The 26,812-nt window shown below is 60.7% G+C and carries 20 protein-coding genes; 10 read left to right on the forward strand and 10 right to left on the reverse strand.

From position 1 onward, the window contains the following. From prfA to metK, 5 genes are all read left to right on the forward strand, one after another. A complete protein-coding gene (prfA, locus tag ACIGGE_RS05935; RefSeq protein WP_397489677.1) occupies positions 1–1,068 on the forward strand; it encodes a peptide chain release factor 1 in 1,068 nt (355 codons plus the stop codon). Between the two features lie 33 nt (positions 1,069–1,101). Then, positions 1,102–1,932, forward strand: coding sequence for a peptide chain release factor N(5)-glutamine methyltransferase (prmC, locus tag ACIGGE_RS05940; protein WP_397489678.1), 831 nt, complete (start codon positions 1,102–1,104; stop codon positions 1,930–1,932). A 241-nt stretch (positions 1,933–2,173) separates the two neighbouring features. Further along, the gene (locus ACIGGE_RS05945) at positions 2,174–2,935 is read left to right on the forward strand and encodes a DUF4167 domain-containing protein (RefSeq protein WP_103022992.1); all 762 of its coding nucleotides are present in this window, start codon (positions 2,174–2,176) and stop codon (positions 2,933–2,935) included. A gap of 42 nt (positions 2,936–2,977) precedes the next feature. Further along, entirely contained in the window at positions 2,978–4,570 is a 1,593-nt protein-coding gene (gene lnt, locus ACIGGE_RS05950) for an apolipoprotein N-acyltransferase (protein WP_397489679.1), read from the forward strand. Positions 4,571–4,600: 30 nt separating this feature from the next. Beyond that, positions 4,601–5,839, forward strand: a complete 1,239-nt coding sequence (metK, locus tag ACIGGE_RS05955) for a methionine adenosyltransferase (protein ID WP_397489680.1) — start codon at positions 4,601–4,603, stop codon at positions 5,837–5,839. Between the two features lie 3 nt (positions 5,840–5,842). Here the strand turns inward: metK and ACIGGE_RS05960 are convergent, their stop codons facing one another. From ACIGGE_RS05960 to ACIGGE_RS05970, 3 genes are read right to left on the reverse strand one after another with little or no spacing between them, the layout of a single operon-like run. After that, positions 5,843–6,982, reverse strand: coding sequence for a CaiB/BaiF CoA transferase family protein (locus ACIGGE_RS05960; RefSeq protein ID WP_397489935.1), 1,140 nt, complete (start codon positions 6,980–6,982; stop codon positions 5,843–5,845). A 37-nt stretch (positions 6,983–7,019) separates the two neighbouring features. Further along, on the reverse strand, positions 7,020–8,159 hold the full coding sequence (locus ACIGGE_RS05965) for a nitronate monooxygenase (protein WP_397489681.1): 1,140 nt from the start codon (positions 8,157–8,159) through the stop codon (positions 7,020–7,022). Between the two features lie 56 nt (positions 8,160–8,215). Continuing rightward, on the reverse strand, positions 8,216–9,139 hold the full coding sequence (locus ACIGGE_RS05970) for a 5'-nucleotidase, lipoprotein e(P4) family (protein WP_397489682.1): 924 nt from the start codon (positions 9,137–9,139) through the stop codon (positions 8,216–8,218). Between the two features lie 515 nt (positions 9,140–9,654). Here ACIGGE_RS05970 and ACIGGE_RS05975 point away from each other — a divergent pair. After that, a complete protein-coding gene (locus tag ACIGGE_RS05975; RefSeq protein ID WP_397489936.1) occupies positions 9,655–11,982 on the forward strand; it encodes a CDC48 family AAA ATPase in 2,328 nt (775 codons plus the stop codon). Here the strand turns inward: ACIGGE_RS05975 and ACIGGE_RS05980 are convergent. Genes ACIGGE_RS05980 through polA form a run of 3 tightly spaced genes read right to left on the reverse strand, consistent with a single transcriptional unit; the run spans position 11,979 to position 17,255 of the window. After that, positions 11,979–13,058, reverse strand: a complete 1,080-nt coding sequence (locus tag ACIGGE_RS05980; protein WP_221597036.1) for a mechanosensitive ion channel family protein — start codon at positions 13,056–13,058, stop codon at positions 11,979–11,981. The two genes, ACIGGE_RS05975 and ACIGGE_RS05980, sit on opposite strands and share 4 nt — an antisense overlap. A gap of 55 nt (positions 13,059–13,113) precedes the next feature. Then, positions 13,114–14,409 carry a sensor histidine kinase gene (locus ACIGGE_RS05985; protein WP_247714207.1) on the reverse strand — a complete coding sequence of 432 codons (1,296 nt, stop codon included), beginning with the start codon at positions 14,407–14,409 and terminating at the stop codon, positions 13,114–13,116. Then, a complete protein-coding gene (gene polA, locus ACIGGE_RS05990) occupies positions 14,391–17,255 on the reverse strand; it encodes a DNA polymerase I (protein ID WP_397489683.1) in 2,865 nt (954 codons plus the stop codon). Before polA ends, ACIGGE_RS05985 begins: the two co-directional genes overlap by 19 nt. Positions 17,256–17,503: 248 nt before the next feature. Here polA and ACIGGE_RS05995 point away from each other — a divergent pair, with 248 nt between their 5' ends. Beyond that, entirely contained in the window at positions 17,504–17,776 is a 273-nt protein-coding gene (locus tag ACIGGE_RS05995) for a hypothetical protein (RefSeq protein ID WP_103022998.1), read from the forward strand. 92 nt (positions 17,777–17,868) lie between these two features. Here ACIGGE_RS05995 and ACIGGE_RS06000 read toward each other — a convergent pair whose 3' ends face one another. Continuing rightward, positions 17,869–18,885, reverse strand: a complete 1,017-nt coding sequence (locus tag ACIGGE_RS06000) for a serine hydrolase (protein WP_196847494.1) — start codon at positions 18,883–18,885, stop codon at positions 17,869–17,871. Positions 18,886–19,022: 137 nt separating this feature from the next. Next, positions 19,023–19,430, reverse strand: a complete 408-nt coding sequence (locus ACIGGE_RS06005; RefSeq protein ID WP_397489684.1) for a host attachment protein — start codon at positions 19,428–19,430, stop codon at positions 19,023–19,025. A 104-nt stretch (positions 19,431–19,534) separates the two neighbouring features. On the opposite strand from ACIGGE_RS06005, the gene ACIGGE_RS06010 reads away from it, so the two are divergent. The 3 genes from ACIGGE_RS06010 (at position 19,535) to ACIGGE_RS06020 (ending at position 24,423) form a co-directional block, all read left to right on the forward strand. Next, a complete protein-coding gene (locus tag ACIGGE_RS06010; protein ID WP_397489685.1) occupies positions 19,535–20,884 on the forward strand; it encodes a phosphotransferase in 1,350 nt (449 codons plus the stop codon). After that, positions 20,884–22,170 carry an acyl-CoA dehydrogenase family protein gene (locus tag ACIGGE_RS06015; RefSeq protein ID WP_397489686.1) on the forward strand — a complete coding sequence of 429 codons (1,287 nt, stop codon included), beginning with the start codon at positions 20,884–20,886 and terminating at the stop codon, positions 22,168–22,170. Before ACIGGE_RS06010 ends, ACIGGE_RS06015 begins: the two co-directional genes overlap by 1 nt. Positions 22,171–22,236: 66 nt before the next feature. Further along, complete coding sequence (locus tag ACIGGE_RS06020) at positions 22,237–24,423, forward strand: DUF305 domain-containing protein (RefSeq protein ID WP_397489687.1); 2,187 nt, start codon at positions 22,237–22,239, stop codon at positions 24,421–24,423. An 81-nt stretch (positions 24,424–24,504) separates the two neighbouring features. On the opposite strand, the gene ACIGGE_RS06025 is transcribed toward ACIGGE_RS06020, so the two are convergent. After that, positions 24,505–24,906, reverse strand: coding sequence for a DUF4168 domain-containing protein (locus ACIGGE_RS06025; protein WP_196847498.1), 402 nt, complete (start codon positions 24,904–24,906; stop codon positions 24,505–24,507). A 231-nt stretch (positions 24,907–25,137) separates the two neighbouring features. Further along, positions 25,138–26,787, reverse strand: coding sequence for a chaperonin GroEL (gene groL / locus ACIGGE_RS06030; protein WP_103023004.1), 1,650 nt, complete (start codon positions 26,785–26,787; stop codon positions 25,138–25,140). Between the last annotated feature and the right edge of the window lie 25 nt (positions 26,788–26,812).

Consider the following 26,812-nt stretch of genomic DNA (forward strand, 5'->3'; position numbering starts at 1 on the left):
ATGCAAATTCCAGCCGAACGCCTCGACCAGATCACTCACCGCTTCGCCGAGCTCGAGGCGCGGATGGCGTCTGGCCAGCTTGAAGGCGATGACTTCGTTCAGGCGAGCCGCGATTATGCCGAACTCGAACCGGTGGCAAAGGTCGCTGCCGAGGTTCAGGCGATGCGGGCGGAGCTTGTCGAGCTGGAGGAAATGCTCGCCGATCCGGAAATGAAAGCGATGGCCGAAGAGGAAATCGCTGCGCTGAAGAAGCGCCTGCCCGAGGCCGAGCATTCGCTGGCCGTCGCCATGCTGCCGCGCGACAGCGCCGATGCCAAACCCGCCATGCTCGAAATCCGCGCGGGGACGGGCGGCGATGAGGCAGCGCTGTTCGCAGGCGATCTTTATCGCATGTACGAGCGTTTCGCGACCGAACAGGGCTGGAAGGTCGAGCCGGTCAGCATGAGCGCAAGCGAGGTCGGCGGCTTCAAGGAAATCGTCGCCAATGTGACCGGCACCGGCGTGTTCGCGAAATTGAAGTTCGAAAGCGGCGTGCACCGCGTGCAGCGCGTGCCCGAGACCGAAAGCGGCGGGCGCATCCACACCTCTGCCGCGACTGTGGCGGTCCTGCCCGAGCCGGACGAGGTGGACGTGCAGATCGATCCGACCGACCTCAAGATCGATACCTATCGCGCCAGCGGCGCGGGTGGGCAGCACGTCAACACCACCGACAGCGCGATCCGCATCACGCACCTGCCCACGAACACGGTGGTCACCTGCCAGGACGGCCGCAGCCAGCACAAGAACCGCGAAAAGGCGATGCAGGTGCTGCGCACCCGGCTCTACGATGCGCAGCGCGAGGCGACGCAGGGGGCCGAAGCGGAAGCGCGCAAGGCCATGGTAGGCAGCGGCGACCGTTCGGAGCGCATCCGCACCTACAATTATCCGCAGGGCCGGGTGACCGACCACCGGATCGGCCTGACGCTGCAGAAACTGCCGCAGATCATTGCCGGGCCGGGCCTTGGGGAACTGGTCGATGCTTTGATCGCCGAGGATGAAGCAAAGCGGCTTGCCGCAATGGCCGAATAAGGCCGTGGTCTGCGTGACCCGATGGATGGCCGCATGACCATTGCCGAAGCGATCCGCGCGGCAGCGGAGCGACTTTGCACCACCAGCGATACCGCCCGGCTCGATGCCGAATTGCTGATGGCGCATGTGCTGGGCGTGTCACGTTCCCAACTGCTGCTGTTGCGGATGCGCGACGACGCTGCGCCGCATGCGGCCGGTTTCGATCGGCTGGTTGAGCGACGCGCGGCTCACGAACCTGTGGCGCATCTGCTGGGTGTACAGGAATTCTTCGGGCTCGAGTTCGCCGTGACCCCCGATACGCTGATCCCGCGCGGCGACAGCGAAACGATCGTCCAGGCAGCGCTCGATTGTGCCCCGCACGATGCCTGCGTGCTCGACATGGGGACAGGGTCGGGCGCGCTGCTGCTGGCTTTCCTGCACGAGCGGCCCGATGGCAAGGGGCTGGGCATCGATGCCTCTGCTGCTGCTCTTGCCGTGGCCAGCGCCAATGGCCAGCGGCTGGGGCTGACGGAACGCGCACAATTTGTACAAGCGAACTGGCTGGAGGCGGGCTGGGCGCACGATCTGGGCCGTTTCGACCTAGTGCTCTGCAATCCCCCTTATGTTGAAAGCGATGCCATCCTCGATCCCGACGTGCGCGAATTCGAACCGGCTACGGCGCTGTTTGCCGGACCGGAAGGGCTTGACGACTATCGGGCCATAGTCCCGCAGCTTGGCAAGCTGCTTGTGCCCGGCGGCGTCGCGATATTCGAAATCGGGGCAGGGCAGGCCGAAGCCGTCGGAGCTATCGCGAGCGAATCGGGCTTCGCCGCGGAGACGCGCCGCGACCTTGCCGATCGACCGCGCGCACTGATCCTGAGATAAAAGACTTGGCAAAGGCGATTCGAACGCTTAACTCTGGCCCCAGGCCAGTGGTGCGCGGCTAACGCCTCCCCACCGGTTCCAGCTCCGACATTGCAGTTTTGGTGCGAGGCTCCGGCCCCGCATACCATGCACAAACCGGGGCACGCGAACTGCGACAGGCGCAGGCGCGCAAGGGGTCACGCGGCCAGTTGTGGACCGGTTTTATGGTCTACGCCGCGCATTTAATGAGGACCAGCTACCCTTGAACAACAATCGCAATAATAACCGCCGTCGCGGACGCGGGAATAATCGCAATCAGGGCGGCGCCAATTCGGGCAACCGGATCGACAGCCGCGCTCGCGGCAATGCCCCGCAACTGCTCGACAAGTACAAGAAGCTTGCCCAGGACGCCCAGCATAATGGCGACCGCGTGCAGGCCGAATATTATCTGCAGTTCGCCGACCATTATTTCCGTGTGATCGCCGACAACAAGGCCCGTCAGGACGAAGCCAAGGCGAAACGCCACGACGAGCGCGGACACAATCAGTCAGACGATGACGACGACGATGACGACGGTGATGATCGCCGCAACAATCGGCGTCCGCGCGGTCGCCGCGACGATCAGGACGACGACAATCGCAAGCCACGCGCTCGCCGCGACGATCGGGATGACGATGAAGACGAGGTGCGCCAGCCGCGCGCTCGCCGTTCCGAGAACGAAGATGACGGTGCTCGCAAGCCGCGCGGTCGCAAACCGCGCAACGACGATGGCGGTGATGGCGAAAGCGAGTTCGAGCCTTCCGAAAATCCGTTCACACGCCGCGACGAAGAGGGCGAAGCACCCAAGAAGCGTCGCGCACCGCGCAAGCCCAAGACAAGCGATAGCTCGGCGGGAAGCGATGGCGGTATCGATGCCACCGTGCTGCCGCCATCGATCGGCGCGAACGATTCCGATGAAAAGCCCGCACCGCGCCGCCGTCGGCGCAAGCAGGAAGACGATAGCGAAGTAAGCGCTGTCGGTTGATCGCGCTTGCAGTGCTGACCTGACGATTTAAGGGACAGGCCGATGGAGAAAATCCCCGGCTTGGCCCGATCGCACCCGAATATTGCCGCGCTCTTGCTGGGCGCGGCATCCGCTTTCGGTTTCCAGCCCCTTCACCTGTGGCCGCTCGGCCTGGCGGCGATGGGGGCTTTCGGCTGGCTGGCCTTTCATTCGCCAAGCTGGAAACGCGCGCTTCTGGCCGGATGGCTGTTCGGCGTTGCCCATTTCACCGTCACCGACAATTGGATCGCCACGGCCTTTACCTATCAGGCGGAAATGCCTGCGATCCTCGGTTGGGCTGCCGTTCCGCTGCTGGCGCTGTATCTCGCCGTGTGGCCCGCCTTTGCCACCTGCGCGGCCTGGCTGATCGCGCGCCGGGCAAACCTCTTCGCCTTTGCCCTTGCCTTCGGCGCCATGTGGATCGCAGCCGAATGGCTGCGTAGCTGGGTTTTCAGCGGTTACAGCTGGGGGCCGTTCTCCATGATGATGCTGGGCCCATGGGATCGACCGGGCTTTGCCGCCCTGCTGCCTTATGCCGGCAGTTATGCCCTGTCGGGGATAACGGTCGCGCTCGCCGTCGCACTTGTCTGGATCGGGCAGGCGAAACGGTTCGTAGGCATAGGGCTTGTCTGTTTCGTGGTTGCCATGGTCTATTTCCCGGCTGGGAAGGGCCGCGACGGGAGTTTGCCGCTGACGCTGGTGCAGCCCAATCTGCGGCAGGACGAGATCGACGATGCTTCGAAGTTCGAGGAACAATTCCAACGCATTGCCGGGCTGAGCCGTGCCGAAGGGCCGCAAAGCCGGCGCCTGGTACTATGGCCGGAAAGCGGAATTCCCGACTACCTGCGCGATGGCTATCCGCAGCGGTACTACACGCAGATGACGGCGGCGGGCGATCCCGCCTTCGCCCGCGCACGCGTGGGGCAGGCCATCGGTCCGGACAGCCTGTTGCTGACCGGTGTCGTGGATCTGGAGATCGGAATGGTCGACGGACGCGAAAAAGCGGTGGGGGCGTATAATACGGTCACCTCGGTGGATCCGCAGGGTCAATTGGGCGAGAGATACGCCAAGGCGCATCTGGTGCCGTACGGCGAATACCTGCCGATGCGCGGCCTGCTCGAGCCACTGGGCCTTTCGCGGCTCGTTGCGGGGACAATCGATTTCATCCCGGGACCGGGCCCGCAGACCCAGGACCTGAGCGACTATGGGCGCGCGGGCATGCAGATCTGCTACGAAATCGTGTTCTCCGGCGAAGTGGTGGATCGGGCCAACCGCCCTGATTATATCTTCAACCCGTCGAACGATGGCTGGTTCGGCCTCTGGGGACCGCCGCAGCACCTTGCGCAGGCGCGAATGCGTGCTGCCGAAGAAGGACTACCGGTGCTGCGATCCACTACCACCGGGATCAGCGCGGTAATCGATGCTCGCGGCGTTGTGCGCGAGCATATCGGGCGCAATGTTGCAGGGCGGATCGATACGCTCGTACCTCCTCCGCATGCTGCCACGCCCTTCGCCCGACTTGGCCACTGGCTCACGCTGCTTTGGGGCGTCGCTCTGCTTGCGCTTTCGCTGGTTGCCATACGGCGCACGGAAGGCTACCGCGGGGAAGACACATAAAGACTTCTTTATATCAGGATTTCGATCTCTATGCGCACCAGTTTCCTGTTCACATCCGAAAGCGTTTCGGAAGGGCACCCCGACAAGGTTTCGGATCAGATTTCCGACGCCATTGTCGATCTGATGCTGGCCAAGGATGCTGAAGCGCGCGTGGCTTGCGAAACCATGACGACCACCCAGCGTGTCATCCTGTCGGGCGAAATTCGCTGCGCCCCGATGTATGACGCGAATAATACCGACTGGGCCGTCAACGGGGGTTGGGCCCCCGGTGCGAAGGAAGAGATTGAGCGCGCTGTTCGCCAGACCGTGCGCGATATCGGCTATGAGCAGGACGGTTTTCACTGGAAAACGCTGACCTTCGAAAATCACCTTCACGGCCAGTCATCCGAGATCGCCCAGGGCGTGGATGCAAGCGGCAACAAGGATGAAGGTGCAGGCGATCAGGGCATCATGTTTGGATTCGCATGCGACGAGACGCCCGATCTCATGCCGGCGACCCTCGACTACAGCCACAAGATCCTCGAGCAGCTGGCCGCCGACCGCAAGAGCGGCACTGCACCCTTCCTCGAGCCCGACGCCAAGAGCCAGGTTACGCTGCGCTATGAAAACGGCAAGCCGGTGGCCTGCACCGCAGTGGTCGTTTCGACCCAGCATGGCAAAGGCTATCATGAGGGCGAAAAGGAAGCCGAACTCAAGGCCTATGTGAAAAAGGTTGTCGGCGACATCATGCCCGACGGCTGGCTGACCGACGATACCGAATGGCATATCAACCCTACCGGCGCGTTCGAAATCGGCGGGCCCGATGGTGATGCCGGCCTTACCGGCCGCAAGATCATCGTCGATACTTATGGCGGTGCAGCCCCGCATGGCGGCGGCGCATTCAGCGGAAAAGACCCAACCAAGGTCGACCGTTCGGCTGCCTATATCACCCGCTATCTGGCGAAGAACATAGTGGCGGCCGGACTCGCCAAGCGCTGCACCATCCAGTTGTCCTATGCGATCGGCGTGTCCAAGCCTCTCTCGCTGTATGTTGATACGCACGGCACCAGTGCCGATGACGTCACCGATGAGGCACTCGAGGACGCGATCCGCGGGATCGAGAAACTGGGTGGTCTTACCCCGCGCGGTATCCGCATGCATCTTGGGCTGAACAAGCCGATCTATCGCCAGAGCGCGGCCTATGGCCATTTCGGTCGTCAGGCCGATGGCGAGCACTTCCCTTGGGAGCGCACCGATCTGGTCGACGATCTAAAGGCTGCGCTAAACTAACGGTCAGCCGTGCTCTCCCTTGCGCGGGCTGGGGCGATCGAGTGCCAGCTCCGCATCGGAGAAGGTGAGCGGCGTGCGTACGCCGGGAATGCCATCGAGATCGAGACGCATGCTGCGTGCCTTCACCTGAGGGTCGTCGAACACGGCATCCACGGCGTTGACGCGGCCGGCCGGGATCCCAGCCGCCGCGCAATCGGCAAGCAATTCGTCCATCTGCCACTTGGATGTCTCACGTGCGATAATCTCATCGAGCTCATCGCGATTGGCCAGACGTCCCTCGTTGGTGGCGAAGCGTTCGTCGGTCAGCAAATCGTTGCGACCGAGTAGGGTCAGGAGGCGGCGGAACAGGCCGTCGTTGGCAGGTGCGAGCACAACCTTGCCATCGGCGACGGGGAATACGCCATAGGCGCTGACTTGTGCGTGCTCGTTACCCATTCGGGGTGGATTTTCGCCAGTAGTGAGAAAATGCATCGCCTGGCTGGCAAGCAAACCTACCGAACAGTCCAGCAGTGCCATGTCGACATGCTGTCCGCGCCCCGTTCTTGCGCGCATGGCGAGCGCGGCCTGAATGCCGATAACGGAGTACAGTCCGCAGGTGAGGTCCGATATGGAAATGCCCATTTTCATCGGCTGCCCCTGCGGCTCGCCCGTCAGAGCCATGAAACCGCTCATCGCCTGAATAACGAAATCGTAGCCTGCTTCGTGCGCACGCGGTCCCGTCTGCCCGAACCCGGTAATCGAGCAATAAACAAGCCGGGCGTTGACCTGGGCGAGGCTTTTATAGTCGAGGCCGAATTTCGTCAGTGTCCCGGTTTTGAAGTTTTCGAGCACTACGTCGGCTGAGGATGCCAGATCATGGATACGAGCCAGATCATCCTCGTCCCTGAAATCAGCGATAATCGAACGCTTCCCCCGATTGGCGGCGTGGTAATAGGCAGCTTCACGTTCTCCTTGGTCGCGCTCAATCCAGGGTGGGCCCCATTTGCGGGTCCCATCGCCATCGGGGCTTTCCACCTTGATCACGTCGGCGCCGAGGTCGGCGAGGATCTGGCCAGCCCACGGGCCTGCCAGGACGCGCGCAAGTTCGAGGACTTTCAGCCCGGCAAGGGGAGCGTTCGGGTTGCGAGGGGTATCTAGCCACATGGCGTGCGGCTTGGGCGGCAGCTTCGCGGCGGTCAAGTCACTCCATGCCGACGGATGCGGCGAGGCTGCCGATGGCATCGAGGAATTCCTCGCGGAAATCCTGAACCACCTGCCGGCTGGAACGAACCTGTTCGACCAACCCCACGCCCTGACCCACGAAATAACTTACCAGCTCGTTCGCACCCTTATTGCCCGACGCAGCCTCCCGTTCGATCCGGGCGAAGGCGGGTTCGGAGACCATCCCCATCAGCGGCATGGGGAGGGTCCCCGGACCGCCGGGCGCATCCCAGGCATCGTGCCATGTTGTCTTGAGTTGGCGCGCGGGCTTGCCAGTCCGGCTGCGCGAGCGGACCGTATCGCGACTGCGCGCTGCGACCATCTTGGCGCGGAAAGCCTCGCTCGTTTCCGCTTCGGGTGTGGCGAGCCAGACCGATCCGGTCCATGCTCCCTGTGCACCCGCCGCCATCATTCCGGCCATCTGACCCCCGGTCATGATGCCCCCGGCGGCGAGCACCGGGATATCGTAACCGTGGTGGGCGAGTTCGCGCACGACCTCGGGGACGAGCACCAGCGTCGATACTTCGCCGCAGTGGCCGCCCGCTTCCGTGCCCTGCGCAACGATGATGTCGACACCCGCTTCGGCCTGGCGGATGGCATGTTCCTTGGCCCCGACCAGCGCAGCTACCGGCACGCCGCGCTGCTTGCCTTCCTTTATCATCGCGGGTGGTGCAATGCCCAATGCGTTGGCAATCAGCCGGATTGGATGGCGGAATGCGACTTCCATCAGGGCAAGGCCGTTCTCGGGGGTTATGCCCATGCGTTCGCGAAGGATCGGCATCTCGGCTTCGGGCGCAATTCCATATTGGCCGAGAACGGAATTGACGAAGCCTTGATAGGCGGGATCGATAGCCGCAGCTCGGCTCTTGTTGTCGGACAATTCACTGACGCGAGGATCGATCACTTCGGGAACGAGAACATCCACACCGTAAGGTGCCCCGTCCACATGCGAATCGATCCAGGCAAGCTCTTGCTCGAGCTGCTCGGGACTGAAGCGCGTAGCGCCCAGCACCCCGAACCCGCCCGCCTTGCTGACGGCAGCCACAACGTCGCGACAGTGGCTGAAGGCGAAGAGTGGAAACTCCGCCCCGGTCAGTTCACATATGCGGTTAATCGGCATGGGCATGTCCTCCTGGGAGACACCCTATCCCGCGCACTCGGCTGTGCAAGCCGCCATTACGGGCGGGTCATCGTAACCGGAGCGTCGCCGGGCGATGGCTTCCACCGGGTTTCAGGCGGAAATACCTCGTCAAGAGTACCCTTTTGCCAGGCCCCGTAAACGGGGTTCGGTACGAGAAACCAGCCATTGCCCCAAAGCTGTGCGTATTCGCCGCGCGCGACCATTGTCCGCCGCGCGGCAATCGCACTTTCATCCGCGTTGAATACGTCGGCAAAATCGCCGAGATTGTCGCCTGCCATGGCGATCACGCAGTAATTCTCGGCTATCTTCGCCCGGCGCCCATCCTTGCGGCTTCCCATATCGTCGTCGCCGCGCAGAAAGAGGGTTTGCCCGTGTACAGCCGGCCCGGTCCCCGCTGCTTCGATCGCTGCCACGGCACCAGCAGCGGTGTCCGATTCGCGGTTGGTATTGAAGATGACCGTAATTCCGGCTTCACGAAGGCGGCGCAGGCCGGTCACTGCACCAGGAACCGGTTGCGCGATCCCGGCACCGTTATTGGCCCATTGTGCCCATTCGTCGGCATCGAACGGCTTACCCGTCAGTGCCTGCCAGTATTCATAGCCTGTATTAAGCAGCACCGTCTCATCGACGTCGAACACGGCTGCAAATGGTTTGGCTGTGCCGTCGGCCTTGATGCAGGACGGCGTTCCGATCCCGCCAGTCGTCCCGTCTGGCAGACCCAAAGGAACCGATTGCGGAGCCTTTCGCTGGTGGACCACGGCGATCGAATAATCGGCGATCTGACGCCAGGTCTGGATAGACGCCGCTGCAGCTTCGCCCGAACCGTAGAGCCAGCGCATGGTGTCCGGCGCCGCTTTCTCTTTCGCCACCGTCGCGGGGCCAGTGACAGGGCCCGAACTCATGGTCGCGCAACCGGCTAGGGCCACTGCGCTGGCGGCGAGGGTCAAAATTTGTTTCATTTAAAACGTCCAGAACGATCAAGAGAATACCGGTCGGCGATTTGCCACAGCAAGCCATGGAAACGCAATCGACTGTATCAATGACCGGGAACGGTTGACCATGTACGCGTCACAGCCTCGTCCGGCCAAGAAACTCGCGTCGAAATCGACCTTGTGCCTCCTGAAAATTGATAACATTCACAATACTACAGTAATTGTGCAACGCAGCAGGAAGGCGCGCCGAAGCCCGATGACGCAAATTAAGGGAAATCATTGCGTTAATGACAAGGCTGCGATGTTTGTTGCGCAATATGCAATCAAAATTGTCCTTTTCGCACTTGCACAAAAACCGCCCGGAGCGCATATCTCCTCGTGCCTTTTAGGCATCCTCTCCCAAGACTTTTAAGCCCGGTTGGTTTTCCAGCCGGGCTTTTTTCTGGCCTGACCGGACCCGCGCGGCGTCTTCCTTCATTGTATCTCACAGGGGCCACCCCCAAGTGAACCGGCAAGACCAACAGGAACGGGAATACGACCCAATGGCCGATGTGGATGCTGCGACAGCGGTAGAAGAAAAGACAGTGAGATTGCAGGTCGCAGCAGCGCGACAGGAAGAAAGTGGTCAGGGTATCGCGCGCATGCCGCGTTCTGCGTTCCAGGCGTTGGGGATCACTGAGGGCGATGTCGTCGAGATTACCGGAAAGCGCGCAACTGCTGCCATCGCCATGGCCGCTTATGACGAAGATCAAAGTCTCGATGTGGTGCGGCTCGACGGTCTCCAGCGCGGGAATGCGCAGGTCGGGTCGGGCGAACATGTGAATGTGGTCGTCGCCGAATCGCGCCCTGCGACCCGGGTCGTGTTTGCGCCGGCGCAGCGGGAAATGCGTTTGCAGGGCCCGGCGCAGGCGCTGAAGCGCAACTTCTTCAGGAAACCTCTTGTCGCGGGTGACCTTGTGGCGACGACCGGACAGCAGCCGGTTCAGAATATGCCACCGGAAGTGCGCCGCATGTTCAACGCACCGGCCTATGCCCTCACGCAGATTCGCCTGAGCGTGGTCGCGACGACACCCAAGGGCATCGTCCACATCGACGAGAATACAGAGGTTGAGCTGCGCGCCGAGTTCGAGCCGCCGCGCGATGCGCGTGCGGTCGTCAATTATGACGATGTCGGCGGCATGGGTGAAACCATCCAGCAATTGCGCGAGATGGTCGAGTTGCCTTTGCGTTACCCAGAATTGTTCACGCGCTTGGGTGTCGATCCGCCCAAGGGCGTTTTGCTGCACGGGCCGCCGGGAACGGGCAAGACCCGGCTTGCTCAGGCCGTCGCCAATGAAAGCGATGCCAACTTCTTTACCATCAACGGTCCCGAGATCATGGGGTCGGGCTATGGCGACAGCGAAAAAGCACTGCGTGAAGTGTTCGAGCAGGCGACGAAGGCAGCGCCGGCCATCATCTTCATAGACGAGATCGATTCGATTGCGCCGAAGAGAGATCGCGTGCCAGGCGAAGCGGAAAAACGGCTTGTTGCGCAGCTTCTGACCCTGATGGACGGACTGGAAGCCCGCTCGAACCTGGTCGTGATCGCGGCGACCAACCGACCTGAAGCGATTGACGAGGCATTGCGCAGGCCTGGGCGCTTCGACCGCGAGATCGTGATCGGCGTGCCCGACGAAAGCGGACGCCGAGAAATTCTCGGCATTCACACACGCGGCATGCCGCTGGGCGACAGGGTCGACCTGAACGAACTGGCCAAGGCGACTTATGGCTTCGTCGGGGCAGATATCGCGGCGCTTGCGCGAGAAGCAGCGATCGACGCGGTGCGGCGGATCATGCCGCGCATCGATCTGGACGAACGCACCATTCCGCCGGAAGTGCTCGATGACCTCTATGTAGGCCGCGAGGATTTCCTCTCTGCGCTGAAGCGTATCCAACCAAGCGCCATGCGCGAAGTCATGGTTCAGGTGCCCAATGTCGCATGGTCCGATATTGGCGGGGTCGGCGATGCTATCGGCAAGCTCAAGGAAGGCATCGAACTGCCAATGAAAAACCCCGAGGCGTTTCATCGTCTCGGTATCCGGCCTGCTCAGGGCTTTTTACTTTATGGACCCCCCGGTACCGGGAAGACCTTGCTGGCAAAGGCCGTCGCCAAGGAGGCGAAGGCGAACTTCATTTCGATGAAAAGTTCGGACTTGCTATCCAAATGGTATGGCGAAAGCGAACAGCAGATCGCACGGATGTTCAAGCGGGCGAGGGCTGTCGCACCCTGCGTCGTGTTCATCGACGAGATCGACAGTCTGGTTCCGGCACGTGGAAGCGGGCAGGGCGAACCCCAGGTGACCGGGCGGGTGGTAAATACCATTCTGGCCGAAATGGACGGGCTCGAAGAATTGCAGTCGGTGGTGGTGATTGGTGCGACCAATCGTCCCACCCTGGTCGATCCTGCGCTGCTGCGCCCGGGCCGCTTCGACGAACTGGTTTATGTCGGAACACCCGACAAGGGCGGTCGCGAACAGATCCTGCGAATTCATACGAAGGACATGCCGCTGGCTGGCGACGTCAATCTGGTCGATGTAGCTTCGAAGACCGAGCGCTTTACCGGCGCGGACCTGGAAGACGTGGTGCGCCGGGCGGGCCTCAACGCGCTCCACCGGGCGGGTGGCGATGTGCAGGAAGTGACCGGTGCCGATTTCACCGAGGCCTTGGGAGACAGCCGCGCCACCGTGACGTCACAGATGGAAGCGGAGTACAAGAAGATGCAGGGCGAACTGAAGAAGCGCGCTGCAGATGTGCGACCGATCGGCTTCGTTTACGAAGGAATGGTCGAAAGCACGCGTGACGAGAAGCACTCGCCGCCGGCCGGGGACTAAGCTCCGGTTGCGCGCTGGTTCGCCGCTTCCACTTCGAGGCGGTGGCGGATCAGCGCGTCTGGCTGGTTCTGTTTGATCCAGCCGAGCATGTGTTCGCGGACTTCGCAGCGCAGCGTCCATAGGTCGCCAATCGTCTCTGCGCTCATCGACAGACGCAACTCGACGCTTTCCGGATAGGCTTCGGTCATCAACAATTCCAGATTGCGCCCATCCCACAACGGATTGGATTGAACGAAGCGTTCGAATTCCTCGCGGATTGGATCGATCTCTGCGATGGGATCGAGATGCAGCATGACCGGCCCTGTCAGCCGCTCGCTTACCCGCGACCAGTTTTCGAAGCTCTGGTCGAGAAAGCGTGTCGTAGGAACGACCAGAACGCGTTCGTCCCAAGTGCGGACCGTCACGAAGCTCATCCGGATTTCCTCCACGCGCCCGGCCTGATCATCGACCTTGACCAGATCCCCGATCCGTAGAGGCTGTGTCAGAGCCATCTGTAGTCCGGCAATAAGCGATTTGAGTGCAGGCTGCGCCGCGGCGCCCACTGCAAGGGCGGCGAGGCCTGCAGATGCCAGCATCGTAGTCCCGACATCGCGAACACCGGGGATGTTGAGCATGATCAGGGAAATCGTGATGATGACGATCCCGACCTTTACCGTCCGTGACAGGATCGCGATCCGTGTGAGGCGACCACGGTGCGCGACCGGGTCTCCCGAGAACCCGATCTGTCTTTCAAATCCGAGAGCGAGACCGCGTACGGCAGAATAGGCGACCCACCCTACCACGGCGGGGATCAGAAAGCGTGTCAGGATATCCCAGCCGCGGCCGGTCAGCGCATCGTTCTCTGCTGAAATGGCAACCGCGAACGCTATCGCGGCCCAGCGCAGCGGTTTGCGGACTGCTTCGACTAGAACATCGTCGAAGACACTGGTCGACGTCCGCGCAATTCGACGCAGAATGGCGAACACGATCCAGTGTATCACGACGGCGATCAATATGGATGCCGCAAGCGCGATCAACGTATGGATCAGGCCTTCGACGGAGATCGGCCAATTGGCTGGATCGTAGCGGTCAAACATCGTTGTAATCGGTATGGAGGCACGCTGTGTAACGCAAGTCCAAGCGGCCGGTGCCTCAATCCGTCACAGGCAATACGATCGAGACTTGCAAACCGTCCTTGGTGAAGTTGCGTTCGAATGTCCCGCCGAACTGACGGGCAGCACTGGTCATGAGCAGGCTGCCGAAACCCTTGCGTTCCGGCAATTCCTCCAGATCGGCACCGCTTTCGCGCCAGGTTAGCGTGAGCATGCCATCATCTTCCGTCCAGCTGACATGGACTGTGCCCCTGTTCTTCCAGGCTCCGTATTTGACGGCATTGGTGGTCAGTTCGTGCAGAACGAGACCCAAAGGCGTAACACGCTTGGCCGGCAGCATGACGTCCGGACCTTCGATCTCGGCCGGATGCTTGCTGGAGCGATAAGGAGCGAGCGAGGTTTCGACCAATGCGCGAAGCGAGGCGACGGGCCTCTCCAGCTCGCCCTGACTGACCTCGTGCGCGGTCAGCAGCGCGCGAATGCGCTGAGCGATACTGTCGGTGACTTCCTTCGCTTCGGGCTTATCGCGCGCGCTCATCTGGACGATCGCGAGGATGACAGCGAACAGGTTCTTCACCCGGTGATTGAGTTCGCGTGCAAGCAAATCGGCGCGATCACGCGCTTCGCTGACTGCGGCTGCCTGCGATGCTTCGGCTTCCGCCCGCGCGGCGCGACCGACAAGGCGCGCCCCTGCAAGCATGGCGATGATGAGCAGCACGAACAGGGCGCCGAGTAGCGGCAGAACCCGAGCTTCACTTCGTGCAGCTTCGGCAGCGCGTTCCGCAAGGATCCGGCTTTCGATATCTTCCATTTCCGCAATGGCGCGAACCAGCCGCTCCATCGCTTCGACGCCTTCGTCCGTCAGCGTGGCACGGCGGGCATCGAGCAGACGACCATTTTCGAGCAGTTCGACACTTTCAGCCATCTCATCGAACTTGGCGCGCGCCAGCGCATCGATCTGATCGATTAGTTCGACCTGCCGCGCCGTCGCATCATCGCCGAGGAGCACGCGTACCCGATCGAGTGACGGCTCCAGCTGTTCGCGGGCCATCTGGTAAGGTGCAAGATATCGCCGATCGAGCGTGATGAGATAACCGCGCTGCCCGGTCTCGCCACTAAGCGCGGCGCTGTTGATCTGGCGCAGCTCTTCCAGCACCTCGACCGTACGTTCGACCTGGCGGCGCTGTGCGCGTTCGGCCTCTACGGTCTGATAGGCTAGAACGATGGTCGCAAACATGGCCGCTGCGATGACAAGCAGCAGCGCCACATTCATCCAGCGCGGGTTTCGCGTACGCGCGACGAAGTCTTCGATCTCGCTCAGTGTGCTGCCCCCCAACTGGTTCCGGTACCGATATCGACACCTAGCGGAACGTCAAGCTTTACAGACGGTTCGGCGGCGCTGACCATAACGTTTTCGATGACCTTGCGCGCTGCATCGACATCGCTTTCGGGCAGTTCGAACACCAATTCGTCGTGGACCTGAAGCAGCATCTGCACATGAGCGAGCCCTGCAGCTTCCAAGGCAGGCATCATGCGAACCATCGCCCGCTTGATAATATCGGCGCTGGTCCCCTGGATCGGAGCATTGATGGCTGCCCGCTCGCTTCCCTGGCGTTCCGCTTGGTTCTTCGACCCTATCCGCGGGAACCAGGTCTTGCGACCGAACAGCGTTTCCGAATAACCGCATTCTCGGACCTGCTCGAGGGTGCGGACGATGTATTTCTGGATGCCGGGAAAACGCTGGAAATAGGTGTCGATCATGGCCTGAGCCTCGTCGGCTTCTACGCCGAGGCGACCTGCAAGCCCCCAGCGCGATATACCATAGAGGATGGCGAAATTGATCGTTTTTGCGCGCGCGCGCGTATCGCGATTGACCTCGCCGAACATTTCGCTGGCCGTGCGCGAATGAATGTCCTCGCCGTTGGCGAAGGCTTCCTTCAGGCTTGGCACGTCAGCCATGTGCGCGGCCAGGCGAAGCTCGATCTGCGAATAGTCGGCAGCCAGGAGTACGTTGCCGTCCTGGGCAACGAACGCTTCGCGAATCTGGCGCCCTATTTCTGTACGAATGGGAATGTTCTGAAGGTTCGGATCGGTTGAAGACAGGCGACCCGTCTGTGCACCGACCAGGCTATAGCTGGTATGGACACGCCCGGTTTCGGGATTGATCGCCTGCTGGAGGGCGTCTGTATACGTGCTCTTCAACTTGGCGAGCTGCCGCCATTCCAGCACCTTGTCGGCGATTTCCGCTCCATCGGCGGACAGACGTTCCAGTACGCTCTGATCCGTGGAGTATTGCCCGCTCTTCCCCTTCTTGCCACCTTTGTAGCCCAGCTGGTCAAACAGCACTTCACCTAGCTGTTTGGGGCTGCCGACGGTGAATTCGCGCTCGGCTATGCCGTGGATTTCCTTCTCCAGCCGCGCCGTCTCGCTCGCAAATTCTTCCGACAACCGCGCCAGCTGGGCGCGATCGACCTTGATGCCATGACGTTCCATGCCGGCGACGACAGGCACGAGGGGCCGATCGACGCGCTGATAGATTCTCGTGCCGCCTTCAACGGCGAGTCGGGGCTTGAGCAATTTATACAGACGCCAGGTTACGTCGGCGTCTTCCGCGGCATATTCCGTCGCCTTGTCGAGCGGCACTTCACCGAAGGGAATCGCCTTCTTCCCGGTGCCGCATATTTCCTTGAAGGTAAGACAGGTGTGGCCAAGGTGGCGGTCCGCAAGCTCGTCCATCCCGTGTCCGCCGCCGATGCCGTCGAGCTGACGGCCGGCGTCCAGATCGAAGCTGATGATCATCGTATCTTCGACAGGGGATACCGTAATGCCATTGCGAGCGAGGACGTTGAGGTCGTATTTGCCGTTGTGGAAGACTTTCGTAACGGCATCGCTTGTCAGCAATGGTCGCAGAGCGGCGAGCGCGGCAGCCTTTTCGATCTGCTCCGGCCGTTCTGCAAACATGTCATTCCCGCCATGACCGAGGGGGATGTAGCATGCATCGTTCGGACCGAGCGCCAGGCTGATCCCGACCAGATCGCACAGCATGCAATCGAGTGAACTGGTCTCCGTATCCACGGCAACGAGCCGGGCGGCATGCGCGCGCTGGATCCATTCTTCGAGCCGGGACAGCGTTTGCACGCATTCATAGCTGGAACGATCGACAGCAGGATAATCCGGCGGAGGCTGGCGATTGCCTTGCTCGCCGGGGGTCACGCCTTTGGTATCCTGCCGGGCGGGATCGAGTTCGGTCGTTCGCGCGGGGCTGCCAGTGCCAGCGTCGAGCCGCTTCAACAGACTGGTAAAGCCATGTTTGCTGAGAAAGGCAGCCAGCGGTTCAGGCGGCACTTCCACCAGCTTCATGTCGTCCAGCGACACGGGCAGGCCGCAGTCCTCTTTCAATGTCACGAGCACGCGGCTGAGTTCAGCGTCTGCGCGATGTTCGAGCAGGCGTTCCTTCAGCTTGCTCTTCTTCATGCCTTCCGCTGCGTCGAGCGCGGCGGTCAGCGTGCCGTGTTCGGCGATGAGCTTGCTGGCCGTTTTCGGCCCGACGCCGAATATGCCGGGGATGTTGTCGACAGAATCGCCCATCAGCGCGAGTACATCGCCCACGAGCTCCGGCGGCACACCGAATTTCTCGATGACTTCGTCGCGTCCGATGCGGGCATTTTTCATCGTATCGAGCATGTCGATGCAGCCGCCTGCCTCGACGCCCGGTTCGAGATCTTCGTCGGCGCATTGGCCGATCAATTGCATCAGGTCCTTATCAGAACTGACAATCGTGACGTCCCAGCCCTTTCGCGTCGCCGCGCGGGCATAGGAGGCGATCATGTCGTCCGCTTCGACGTCAGGTTCTTCGATGCAAGGCAGGCTGAAGGCGCGCGTTGCGTCTCGAATCAAAGGGAATTGTGGCACCAGATCTTCAGGCGGGTCTGGCCGATTGGCCTTGTACTGGTCGTAAAGATCGTTGCGGAAACTGTGGCTCGACTTGTCGAGTATCACCGCGAGATGCGTCGGGCCGTCGGCTTTATGAAGATCATCCGCCAGCTTCCACAACATGGTGGTATAACCGTAAACAGCGCCAACCGGCGTGCCTTCAGGGTCGGTCAACGGGGGAAGGCGATGGTAGGCTCGAAAGATATAGGCCGAGCCGTCAACGAGGTAGAGATGTGGTTTGTCACCCATGGCGGGGGCTTAGCAACGGGCAGACCTATTGGGGAGCGACTTTTTCTCCCTATTAAGATCGCGCGGGAATCAAGGTGAGCCCGCCCTAATTAAGGCGGAAATGTGGCAGTGAGAGTGCGATTATCCTTGCGATGCCTCAATCCCGCCACTATTTAGCCACTGTGACGCCTCAATTGGGCGCTCGCTCGGTGTGGGGACGCAAGTCTTTTGTACCGTAAGCAAAACTCGCTGTTCAAGGATTTATACCTATGCGCAAGATCGCTCTTTTCGCTGCTGCTTCGGCTGCTGCTCTGACCCTCGCCGCATGTTCGGAAGCTACCGAAGATTCGGCTGCGACCACTGCTGACAACGCTGCTGCAGACGCTGAAGCGAACATGGAAGCTGCTGGCGACGCAATGGAATCGGCTGGTCAGTCGATGGAAGCTGGCGCTGAAGACATGGCTGCCGACGCTGACCACGCTGCTGCCGAAGTCGAAGCAGACGTGCAGGACGAAACCACCGCAGAAGCTCAGGCCGACTAATCGACCTGCTTCGCGAACGGTTTCCCGTTCACGTACAGAAAAGGGCGGTGCCTTTCGGCACCGCCCTTTTTTAATGATCGATGAGAGCGAGCTTATTCGCCGCCGTAATCGGCGCTGGCCCAGTTGCGTCCATCCTGCGATCTCGTGCCGAACCCATTATAAAGTGCCTGCGTTATCGTCGAGATACGTGAATCGCGGTTAGCGCGTGCGTTGAGCTTCTCGCTCCGGCTACCATTCTCGATGGCCATGGACGGGCTCTGGCCAGTCACATAAATCGCGGCGGCAATCGCACGCCCGTCGGGCGTCAGAAAGATGCCGATGTCGCTAGCGGTACGAGCCAGCGTACCCGTTTTATGAGCAAGATTGGCGCTTACCGGCAAGACTGAGCGCATGCGCCGTTTGCCAGTAGTCGTTTCAAGCATCGCATCCAACAAGACGCGGCGGGAATGCTCGCTCAGCCATTTGCCCTGATAAATGCCGGCAAGCAGTTGGCCCATCGCGCGCGGGGTTGCGCTATCCTTCGTATCGACGCTCCAGGCCGGATCGATGCTACCGTCCTGGCGAATAAGGGTGGCGATATTGCGGGTGAGTTCGAAGCCTTCGATACCCGCTCCTCGCATCCATTTATTGACGGCGGACGGTCCACCAACTGCATTGAGAAGAGCATCGGTGCAGTCGTTGCAACTCTTGCTGATCATCAGGCTGAGGTGGCGGTATGCAGGCATATATGCGCCGCCGGGGCGGGGAAGACGATATTCGCTGGTGAGGCTCCACCGGCCCTCATCCACTCCAGCGAGATAGGTAGCTGCAATGGCGACCTTGCTGGTGCTTGCCAAGGGAAACCGCTGATCGGCGAGTACGCCTATTTCCCGGCCAGACGTCAGATCGACAGCATAGACACCGATCCGCCCATTCGATCCATCGGCAAGCTGAGCAATCCGGCTTTCAAGGGGCGAAGAGTAGAGCGTCCCTTGACTCTGAGGCACGCGCAACTCGGTGCCCAGAGTATTGTCGAATTGCGCTTCGAAGCCGCTTCCCTGTGCGAGCGCCGGGGCGGCAAAGGCCATAGCCCCGATTGCAAGCAACCGTCCGAAAATTCCTTTTCCCATATCGACCCCATACACCCTCTATGGTTAGGCAAATATTAATGCCTCGAAAATGTGTCGATACAAGGGCATGGCGACGAAAGGTGTCGTCAGGAAGACAGTTCATTCCGTCCGGTTGTTACAACTGACCGCGTCAGACGCTAGGAATTGATAATAACCTGTTCGATTTTCGCCGTGGTTTCACCCGACAATGTCTTGTCGATTTCACCAACCAGGCGTTTTTCCAACTCCGAATGATAATGGCGCCGCATTTCGCCAAGCGTTTTAGGGTCGGCGATCACGAGCACGTCCGAAATCTCTCCGGATATGGATTTCTCGTTGAGCCATTCTGCCGCTGCCGCGCCGTGTGCAAGCTCGTTCAGATCGGTCCGGCCGTGCTGTTGGCTGACGGGATCCTGATGCTTCACTCCTGCACTGAAGTTCGTGACACTTAGATCCGGTTTTTCGGATGATCCGAGCTTGGGTTCCAAAGCTGTGCCGCTGTTACGCATCACGATGAAATTTTCCCCATCGACGATGGCAACATGGGCATTGTTGGGAAGGCGCATGGAATCTGTCTCCTGTTGTTTTCGTTTGCACGAGATGGAACGGGCGAGAGTGCCAAGAGGTCCAGACTTGAGCGTCGGAGCGTTTCGCGGCACACATTAACCGCATGGGAGAGATCGACGGCGCAAGCGCGCTTGAACCCGGCCTGGCGAAAGCGCTTGCACGCGCAGGATTGGCTGCACCCGAAGGATTGCGGCGGCTCACCGGCGGGGCCACGATGGAAAGCTGGTTTTTCTCCAGCGGCGCCGAGGACTTCGTCCTGCGCCGCGCGCCCAGCTTGTCATTCATGGAGGGGCGACCCTTCGGCCATGAAGTCGAAGCTGCGATCATAAACGCCGCTCACAATGCGGGCGTGATGGCACCGGAGGTGGTTGTCGGGCTGGAGCCGGCCGATGGGATCGGCAGCGGCTTCGTCATGCGAGCTTTGCCAGGTACGGCAGAACCGCGCGTTATCTTGGATATGAAGCAGCCGGGGCGGCTTCTTGAGGAAGTCGCCCGCGACCTAGCGCGAATCCATGCCATACCTCGCGCCGCACTACCCGACGATGTGCCGGAACTGGATTACGCAGAAGCCGTCGATGGTCTCGAACAGCAATTCGAAGACGCTGGCGGCGACCGGCCTGTCATTGCCCTTGGCCTCAAGTGGCTTCGAGACAATTTGCCAGAGCCTGTCGAGCCAGTGCTCAACCATGGCGACTTCCGTCTTGGCAATTTGCTCGCCGAAAATTCACATCTCACCGGCGTACTGGACTGGGAATTATGCCACTTCGGGGACCGACACGAAGATCTCGCCTTTGGCTGTATGGCCGTCTGGCGGTTTTCGCGGATCGATCGCCCCGCGCTGGGGCTTGGCTCGTTAGAAGACTATCTGGTTGCACATGAGCAGGAGAGCGGTTTCGGCGCGGACCTGGATCGCTTTCGTTTCTGGCTGATCTATCGCACGGTTTGGTGGGCCCTCGGCTGCCTCCGCATGGCGAGTTTTTGGCGTAGCGGCGATGACCGCATGCTTGAACGCGTCGTGATCTCACGCCGCACGAGCGAACAAGAGCTCGACCTGCTTCTGCTGTTGGAAGAGGACTCGCCCGAGGAGGAGCGGGCACGCCCGGTGCCTCCGATTGAGAAACGGCCAGAGCCGCAGGGGGAGGCGAGTATGGGCGAAATCGCAAGTGCGATTTCGGAATGGTTGGCCACGATAAAAGATCGCATGGAAGGCCATGACCGGTTCCAGCTTGCAGTGGCACGCAATGCGCTGGGCATGTTGGCGCGGGGCGACCAGATTGTGTCTGAATGCGAAGACAGACATCTCGCGCAGCAATTGCTCCGTGGGGAATGCTCTTTGAGAAATCCCGGAGTGCTTGCTGCCCTTCGCCGTGCCGCGTTGGACAAGCTTGCTGCAGACGTGCCCAAATACCCAATGCTCGAACGTGCTCGCGCAAAGTGGACAGGAGAGGACTGATGGATTTCGCAATACCGCAAGCGCTCGAGGAGTATTACGCCGAGCTCGAAACATTCATCGAGACGGTCATCGAGCCGATGGTGGCGAAGGACGACAATCAGCGTTTCTTCGACCACCGCCGCGAAGACGCACGCACGGATTGGGAGCGGGGCGGGCTGCCGTCCCAACTATGGGAGGAATTGCTGAGCAAGGCCCGGAAGGCAGCAGACGAGGCGGGTCACTGGCGTTTTTCTGCTCCGAAGAGATACGGCGGGAAGGACGGCTCGAACCTGTGGATGGCTGTCATCCGTGATCGCTTCGCGCAGCGTGGCCTTGGTCTCCATAATGATCTGCAGAACGAGCATTCCATCGTCGGAAACTTTCCCTTTGTCGCCATGTTCGAAACGTTCGGAACGGACGAGCAGAAACGGGAATTCATCAGTGGCGGTTTCGAAGGGACGCGGCGCGTCGCATTCGGGCTGACGGAACCCGATCATGGCAGCGACGCGACCTGGATGGAAACGACCGCTGTGCGCGAGACCCGCGATGGCGTGGACGGGTGGTGCATCGATGGTGAGAAAATGTGGATCACCGGAATGCACGTGGCAACGCATTGCGCGTTGTTTGCGCGCACATCGGGCGAAGATGGCGAAGCCACGGGGATTACCTGCTTTCTCGTCCCCAATCCCACCGAAGGGCTGCAGATCGAAGAATGGATGTGGACCTTCAACATGCCCACCGACCACCCTCGCCTATCGATAAAAGGGGTTTGGGTCCCTGACAGCGCCATCCTCGGCCGGGAAGGCCGCGGTTTGGCACTGGCGCAAAGCTTCGTGCACCAGAACCGTATCCGTCAGGCGGCAAGCAGCCTCGGCGCAGCCCAGTTCTGCATCGAAGAGAGCGTACGCTATGCGCGAGAGCGAAAGCCGTTTGGGGAAGAACTGGCGAAGAACCAGGCTATTCAGTTCCCTTTGGTCGAACTGTCCACTCAATGCGAAATGCTGCGCCTGCTGATCTACAAGACCGCATGGGACATGGACGCACTGGACCATGAGGAGATCGAGAAGACGATGTCCGACAAGGTTTCGATGTGCAATTACTGGGCCAACCGGCTGGTCTGCGAAGCCGCCGATCGGGCGATGCAGGTGCACGGCGGCATCGGCTACTCACGCCACAAGCCGTTCGAGCACATCTATCGCCACCATCGCCGCTACCGCATCACCGAAGGTGCGGAGGAAATTCAGATGCGTAAGGTGGCTGCGTACCTGTTCGGCTACCTTGGTCCGAAGCGCGGGAAATACGGGTGATCGACAAACGACATTGCCAAGCCCCCCCGGGATGCTAGCCATTGCAGCGACTTGAGGGAGTTATCAATGATCGCACGTATATCGCTGGTTGCCGCACTGCTCGTGACCACTGCACCGCTCGCTGCACAGGAGGCGCCGATCGTGCTTCCGGGTGCGCCGGGCGCGGAGCCCCGCGTCATCGACGCAGCAAAAGCCATTGCTCTTTCCGATACACGCTTTTCGCCAGCCGATGTGTCTTTCATGCAGGGAATGATCGTCCATCATCAGCAAGCCGTCGATATGGCGAAACTGGTCCGGCAGCGCACCAATAACGAAGCGGTGCTAAAGACGGCCGATCGGATCGAAGCGGGGCAGAAAGACGAAATGGATTTCATGCGGACCTGGCTGGAGGACCGCAATCTTGACGTGGCCATGCAGGGCATGGGCCATGCCCATCACACGATGAAAGGAATGGCGTCGCCGGAGCAGATGCGCGAACTGGCCGCCGCGAACGGCACCGCCTTCGACCGCCTGTTTCTCGAGCTCATGGTCGCCCACCACCTCGGGGCGGTTGACATGGTGGATGAACTGCATGGCGTGTCGGGCAGCGCCTACGATCCGGTGATGTACGAATTCACCAATGATGTCGTCAGCGACCAGCGGTCCGAAATCGACAGAATGAATGCAACGCTTGCGACGCTCTCGACCGATCCGCGTGCAACGCTGAAGCCCGGTTTTCGCGACGCGGGCGAGGCGATTTCCAACATGCGCCACGTGGTGGCGCTGCAAAAGCCTGCAGGATTCTTCGACCCTGAAAACCCGGCTCAGTTGCAGCCGATCAAGGAGCGCGACAAAAGCAAGGACGAAGCGAAGAATACCTCTCGCAGGGATGGCGACGATGAGGAAGACGAGCCTCAATTCGGCGAGCGCGGTTCGCTGCTGAGCTTTGCTTTCACCGATATGGCTTTCAGCGGCGATATGATGGTTGCGGGTAGTTACCACGGTTTCAACACTTATCGTCTCGGACAGGACGGCGTGCCGCAACTGATCAGCTCGGTGGTGTGCCCGGGCGGACAGGGCGATGTATCTATCGCCGGCAATCTGCTGGTCATGAGCGTCGAAGATCGCCGGGGCCGGATCGATTGCGGCCTTGAAGGAGTCGATGATAAGGTCAGCGACGAGCGTTTCCGCGGGCTGCGTATTTTCGACATCTCCGACATCACGCGTCCCAAGCAGGTCGGTCTGGTGCAGACCTGTCGCGGCAGCCATACCCATTCGATCGTCGACGCCGACGATCGCCGTCTGATCGTGTATAATTCGGGCACAAGCTATGTGCGCGATTCCGAAGAGGTTCCGGGCTGCTTCAGCGCGGGCGGTGATAACACGGCGCTCTTCAGCATCGACGTGATCGAGATTCCCGTCGCCGATCCATCGAAAGCCCGCATTGTTGACCGGCCCCGGGTATTTGCCCGCGATGGCGAAATTGCCGGTCTGTGGGGCGGGGGCGATCACGGCGACGGCACGCAGGACACCAGTCAGACGAACCAGTGCCACGACATTACCGTTTTCCCGGCAAAGAAGCTGGCGGCCGGGGCATGTTCGGGCAATGGCATCATTCTCGACATCTCCGATCCCTTGAAGCCGCAGCGCATCGACGATGTGACCGACAAAGGGTTTGCCTATTGGCATTCGGCCACCTTCAACAATGATGGTACCAAAGTGCTATTCACCGACGAATGGGGCGGGGGCGGTCGGCCGCGCTGCCAGGCTGGCGACCCCAAGAACTGGGGAGCGGACGCGTTCTACGGCATCGAGAACGGCAAACTGGTTTACCGTGGAACCTACAAACTTCCGGCGCCGCAGGGCGACAAGGAAAACTGCGTTGCCCATAACGGATCGATCATCCCAGTTCCCGGGCGCGATATCTTCGTGCAGGCGTGGTATCAGGGCGGCATCAGCGTGATCGACTTCACCGACGATCAGAACATCCACGAAATCGCCTATTTCGACCGCGGGCCGATCGACAAGGATCAGCTTGTTACGGGTGGTTACTGGTCGGCCTATTGGTACAAGGGGCGGATCTACGCGACGGAAATCAGCCGCGGTCTGGATGTGTTCGCCTTGGAACCGAGCGAATTCCTGACGGCCGAGGAGATCGCGGCGGCGGAAGGCGCGGTGTACGCCGATGGCCTCTTCAACCCGCAAACACAGACTCAGGTGACATGGCCCGACGCGCTGGTGGCGGCAGCCGAGGACAGCCGCAAAGGCGGATGAATTCTCCGTCTCGACTGCGCTAACGAGAAGGCCCCCGCCGATCGGATCAGCGGGGGCCTTTCGATGTGAGGGGTTGGAACCCTAGCCGGCGGGTTGGGACTGCACTTCTGCGGCCGCGAGCTGAACACGCTGGGCCAGCGCCGGATCGGTTTGCATCGCCGTACCGATTGCGTTGAATGTTTCGGCATCGAGACCCGAGTTTGCGACGATCTGCGCAGCCTGTTGCTGCTTGGCAGCTTCATCGCCCGACAAAGTCTGAATTTCGACGACTGCTGCAGCGAAGCTTTTTACCTGTGTATCGGTAAATTCTGCATCAGCGGACTGTTCACCCATTGCCGGACTTGCCGGCGCATCCTGAGCAGGTGCTTCCTGGGCTGGCATAGTGGTTGCCGGATCCGCGGTCTGTTCTTCCATGGACTGAGCGGCAGCACCGCTAGCAAGAACCATGGCGGAGCCCGCGAGAAGAATATTGAGGGTTTTCATAGTGTTTTCCTTTGGACTGGTGTCCCCTGTGCAACCGATATGCGCATGATGGCCGGCATTGCGAACAGCTGGTGGGTTCAATTGTGTCTAAAGGAAGGCGGATACCCAGACATGTCGCTCACCTGCGATGAGTTGAGTGCAGCACGGTCAGCGATACTTGCGAATCTCTAAAGAAAAGGCCCGGCAGGATCGCTCCTGCCGGGCCCAATCTCCGGGTTGGTCGAGTAGGACTTAGAAGCCCATTCCACCCATTCCACCCATGCCGCCCATGTCGGGCATTGCGGGGGCAGACGACTTGTCTTCCGGCTTGTCGACGATCGCAGCTTCGGTCGTGATAAGCAGACCGGCAACCGATGCAGCGTTCTGCAGGGCAGTACGCACCACCTTGGTCGGGTCGATCACGCCAGCCGACACCAGGTTTTCATAGGTGTCGGTAGCGGCATTGAAGCCAAGGTTTTCGTCGTTGCCGTCGGTCAGCTTGCCCGAAACAACCGCACCGTCGTGACCGGCATTGGCTGCGATCTGGCGAACCGGAGCGGTCAGCGCACGGCGGACGATGTCGATGCCGCGGGTCTGGTCGTCGTTCTCGCCGGAAAGGCCGTGGAGAGCCTTCGACGCGTAGAGCAGCGCGGTACCGCCGCCCGGGACGATGCCTTCTTCGACAGCTGCGCGGGTTGCGTGCAGCGCATCGTCGACGCGGTCCTTGCGTTCTTTCACTTCGACTTCGGTAGCACCGCCGACCTTGATGACGGCAACACCGCCGGCGAGTTTGGCAAGACGTTCCTGCAGCTTTTCCTTGTCGTAATCGCTGCTGGTATTGTCGATCTGCGTGCGGATTTCCGTAACGCGGGCCTTGATGTCGCCTTCGTCACCGGCACCGTCGACGATGGTGGTGTTGTCCTTGTCGATGGTGACGCGCTTGGCTTCGCCGAGCATGCCGAGCGTGACGTTTTCCAGCTTGATGCCGAGGTCTTCGGAAATCATCTCGCCCTTGGTCAGGATCGCGATGTCCTGCAGCATCGCCTTGCGACGATCGCCGAAGCCCGGAGCCTTGACCGCCGCAACCTTGAGGCCGCCGCGCAGCTTGTTGACCACGAGGGTAGCCAGCGCTTCGCCTTCGATGTCTTCAGCGATGATCAGCAGCGGACGTCCCGACTGGACAGCGGCTTCGAGCACCGGCAGCATCGCCTGCAGGTTCGAGAGCTTCTTTTCGTGGATCAGGATGTACGGGTTTTCGAGTTCGACCGTCATCTTGTCCGGGTTTGTGATGAAGTAAGGGCTGAGGTAGCCGCGATCGAACTGCATGCCTTCGACGGTTTCGAGCTCGAATTCGAGACCCTTGCTTTCGTCGACGGTGATCACGCCTTCCTTGCCGACCTTCTCCATGGCTTCGGCGATCTTTTCGCCGACTTCACGGTCGCCATTGGCCGAGATGATGCCGACCTGCGCGATTTCGTTCGAGCCGGACACGTCCTTCGAACGGGCCTTGAGGTCTTCGACAACCTTCGTAACGGCGATGTCGATGCCGCGCTTGAGGTCCATCGGGTTCATACCCGCTGCGACCGACTTCATGCCTTCGGTCACGATCGACTGGGCAAGCACGGTGGCAGTGGTGGTGCCATCACCGGCGGCGTCGTTCGACTTCGAAGCGACTTCCTTGAGCATCTGCGCGCCCATGTTCTCGAACTTGTCCTTGAGTTCGATTTCCTTGGCGACGGTGACGCCGTCCTTGGTGATGCGCGGAGCGCCGAAGCTCTTGTCGATGACGACGTTGCGGCCCTTGGGGCCCAGCGTAACCTTGACGGCGTTGGCGAGGATATCGACGCCGCGCTGAATGCCTTCGCGGGCATCGCGGCTGAATTTTACGTCTTTGGCAGCCATAATGCTGTCCTTTCCGTTCAGATTT

The sequence above is a fragment of the Qipengyuania sp. NPDC077410 genome, assembly GCF_044543405.1.
GTDB lineage: Bacteria > Pseudomonadota > Alphaproteobacteria > Sphingomonadales > Sphingomonadaceae > Qipengyuania > Qipengyuania pacifica.

What these genes read in the sequence shown, in the direction of transcription:
- prfA (WP_397489677.1), top strand. Translation starts at nt 1, where the DNA reads ATGCAAATTCCAGCCGAACGCCTCGACCAGATCACTCACCGCTTCGCC.
- prmC (WP_397489678.1), top strand. Translation starts at nt 1,102, where the DNA reads ATGACCATTGCCGAAGCGATCCGCGCGGCAGCGGAGCGACTTTGCACC.
- lnt (WP_397489679.1), top strand. Translation starts at nt 2,978, where the DNA reads ATGGAGAAAATCCCCGGCTTGGCCCGATCGCACCCGAATATTGCCGCG.
- metK (WP_397489680.1), top strand. Translation starts at nt 4,601, where the DNA reads ATGCGCACCAGTTTCCTGTTCACATCCGAAAGCGTTTCGGAAGGGCAC.
- ACIGGE_RS05960 (WP_397489935.1), bottom strand. Translation starts at nt 6,982, where the DNA reads ATGTGGCTAGATACCCCTCGCAACCCGAACGCTCCCCTTGCCGGGCTG.
- ACIGGE_RS05965 (WP_397489681.1), bottom strand. Translation starts at nt 8,159, where the DNA reads ATGCCGATTAACCGCATATGTGAACTGACCGGGGCGGAGTTTCCACTC.
- ACIGGE_RS05970 (WP_397489682.1), bottom strand. Translation starts at nt 9,139, where the DNA reads ATGAAACAAATTTTGACCCTCGCCGCCAGCGCAGTGGCCCTAGCCGGT.
- ACIGGE_RS05975 (WP_397489936.1), top strand. Translation starts at nt 9,655, where the DNA reads ATGGCCGATGTGGATGCTGCGACAGCGGTAGAAGAAAAGACAGTGAGA.
- ACIGGE_RS05980 (WP_221597036.1), bottom strand. Translation starts at nt 13,058, where the DNA reads ATGTTTGACCGCTACGATCCAGCCAATTGGCCGATCTCCGTCGAAGGC.
- polA (WP_397489683.1), bottom strand. Translation starts at nt 17,255, where the DNA reads ATGGGTGACAAACCACATCTCTACCTCGTTGACGGCTCGGCCTATATC.
- ACIGGE_RS05995 (WP_103022998.1), top strand. Translation starts at nt 17,504, where the DNA reads ATGCGCAAGATCGCTCTTTTCGCTGCTGCTTCGGCTGCTGCTCTGACC.
- ACIGGE_RS06000 (WP_196847494.1), bottom strand. Translation starts at nt 18,885, where the DNA reads ATGGGAAAAGGAATTTTCGGACGGTTGCTTGCAATCGGGGCTATGGCC.
- ACIGGE_RS06005 (WP_397489684.1), bottom strand. Translation starts at nt 19,430, where the DNA reads ATGCGCCTTCCCAACAATGCCCATGTTGCCATCGTCGATGGGGAAAAT.
- ACIGGE_RS06010 (WP_397489685.1), top strand. Translation starts at nt 19,535, where the DNA reads ATGGGAGAGATCGACGGCGCAAGCGCGCTTGAACCCGGCCTGGCGAAA.
- ACIGGE_RS06015 (WP_397489686.1), top strand. Translation starts at nt 20,884, where the DNA reads ATGGATTTCGCAATACCGCAAGCGCTCGAGGAGTATTACGCCGAGCTC.
- ACIGGE_RS06020 (WP_397489687.1), top strand. Translation starts at nt 22,237, where the DNA reads ATGATCGCACGTATATCGCTGGTTGCCGCACTGCTCGTGACCACTGCA.
- ACIGGE_RS06025 (WP_196847498.1), bottom strand. Translation starts at nt 24,906, where the DNA reads ATGAAAACCCTCAATATTCTTCTCGCGGGCTCCGCCATGGTTCTTGCT.
- groL (WP_103023004.1), bottom strand. Translation starts at nt 26,787, where the DNA reads ATGGCTGCCAAAGACGTAAAATTCAGCCGCGATGCCCGCGAAGGCATT.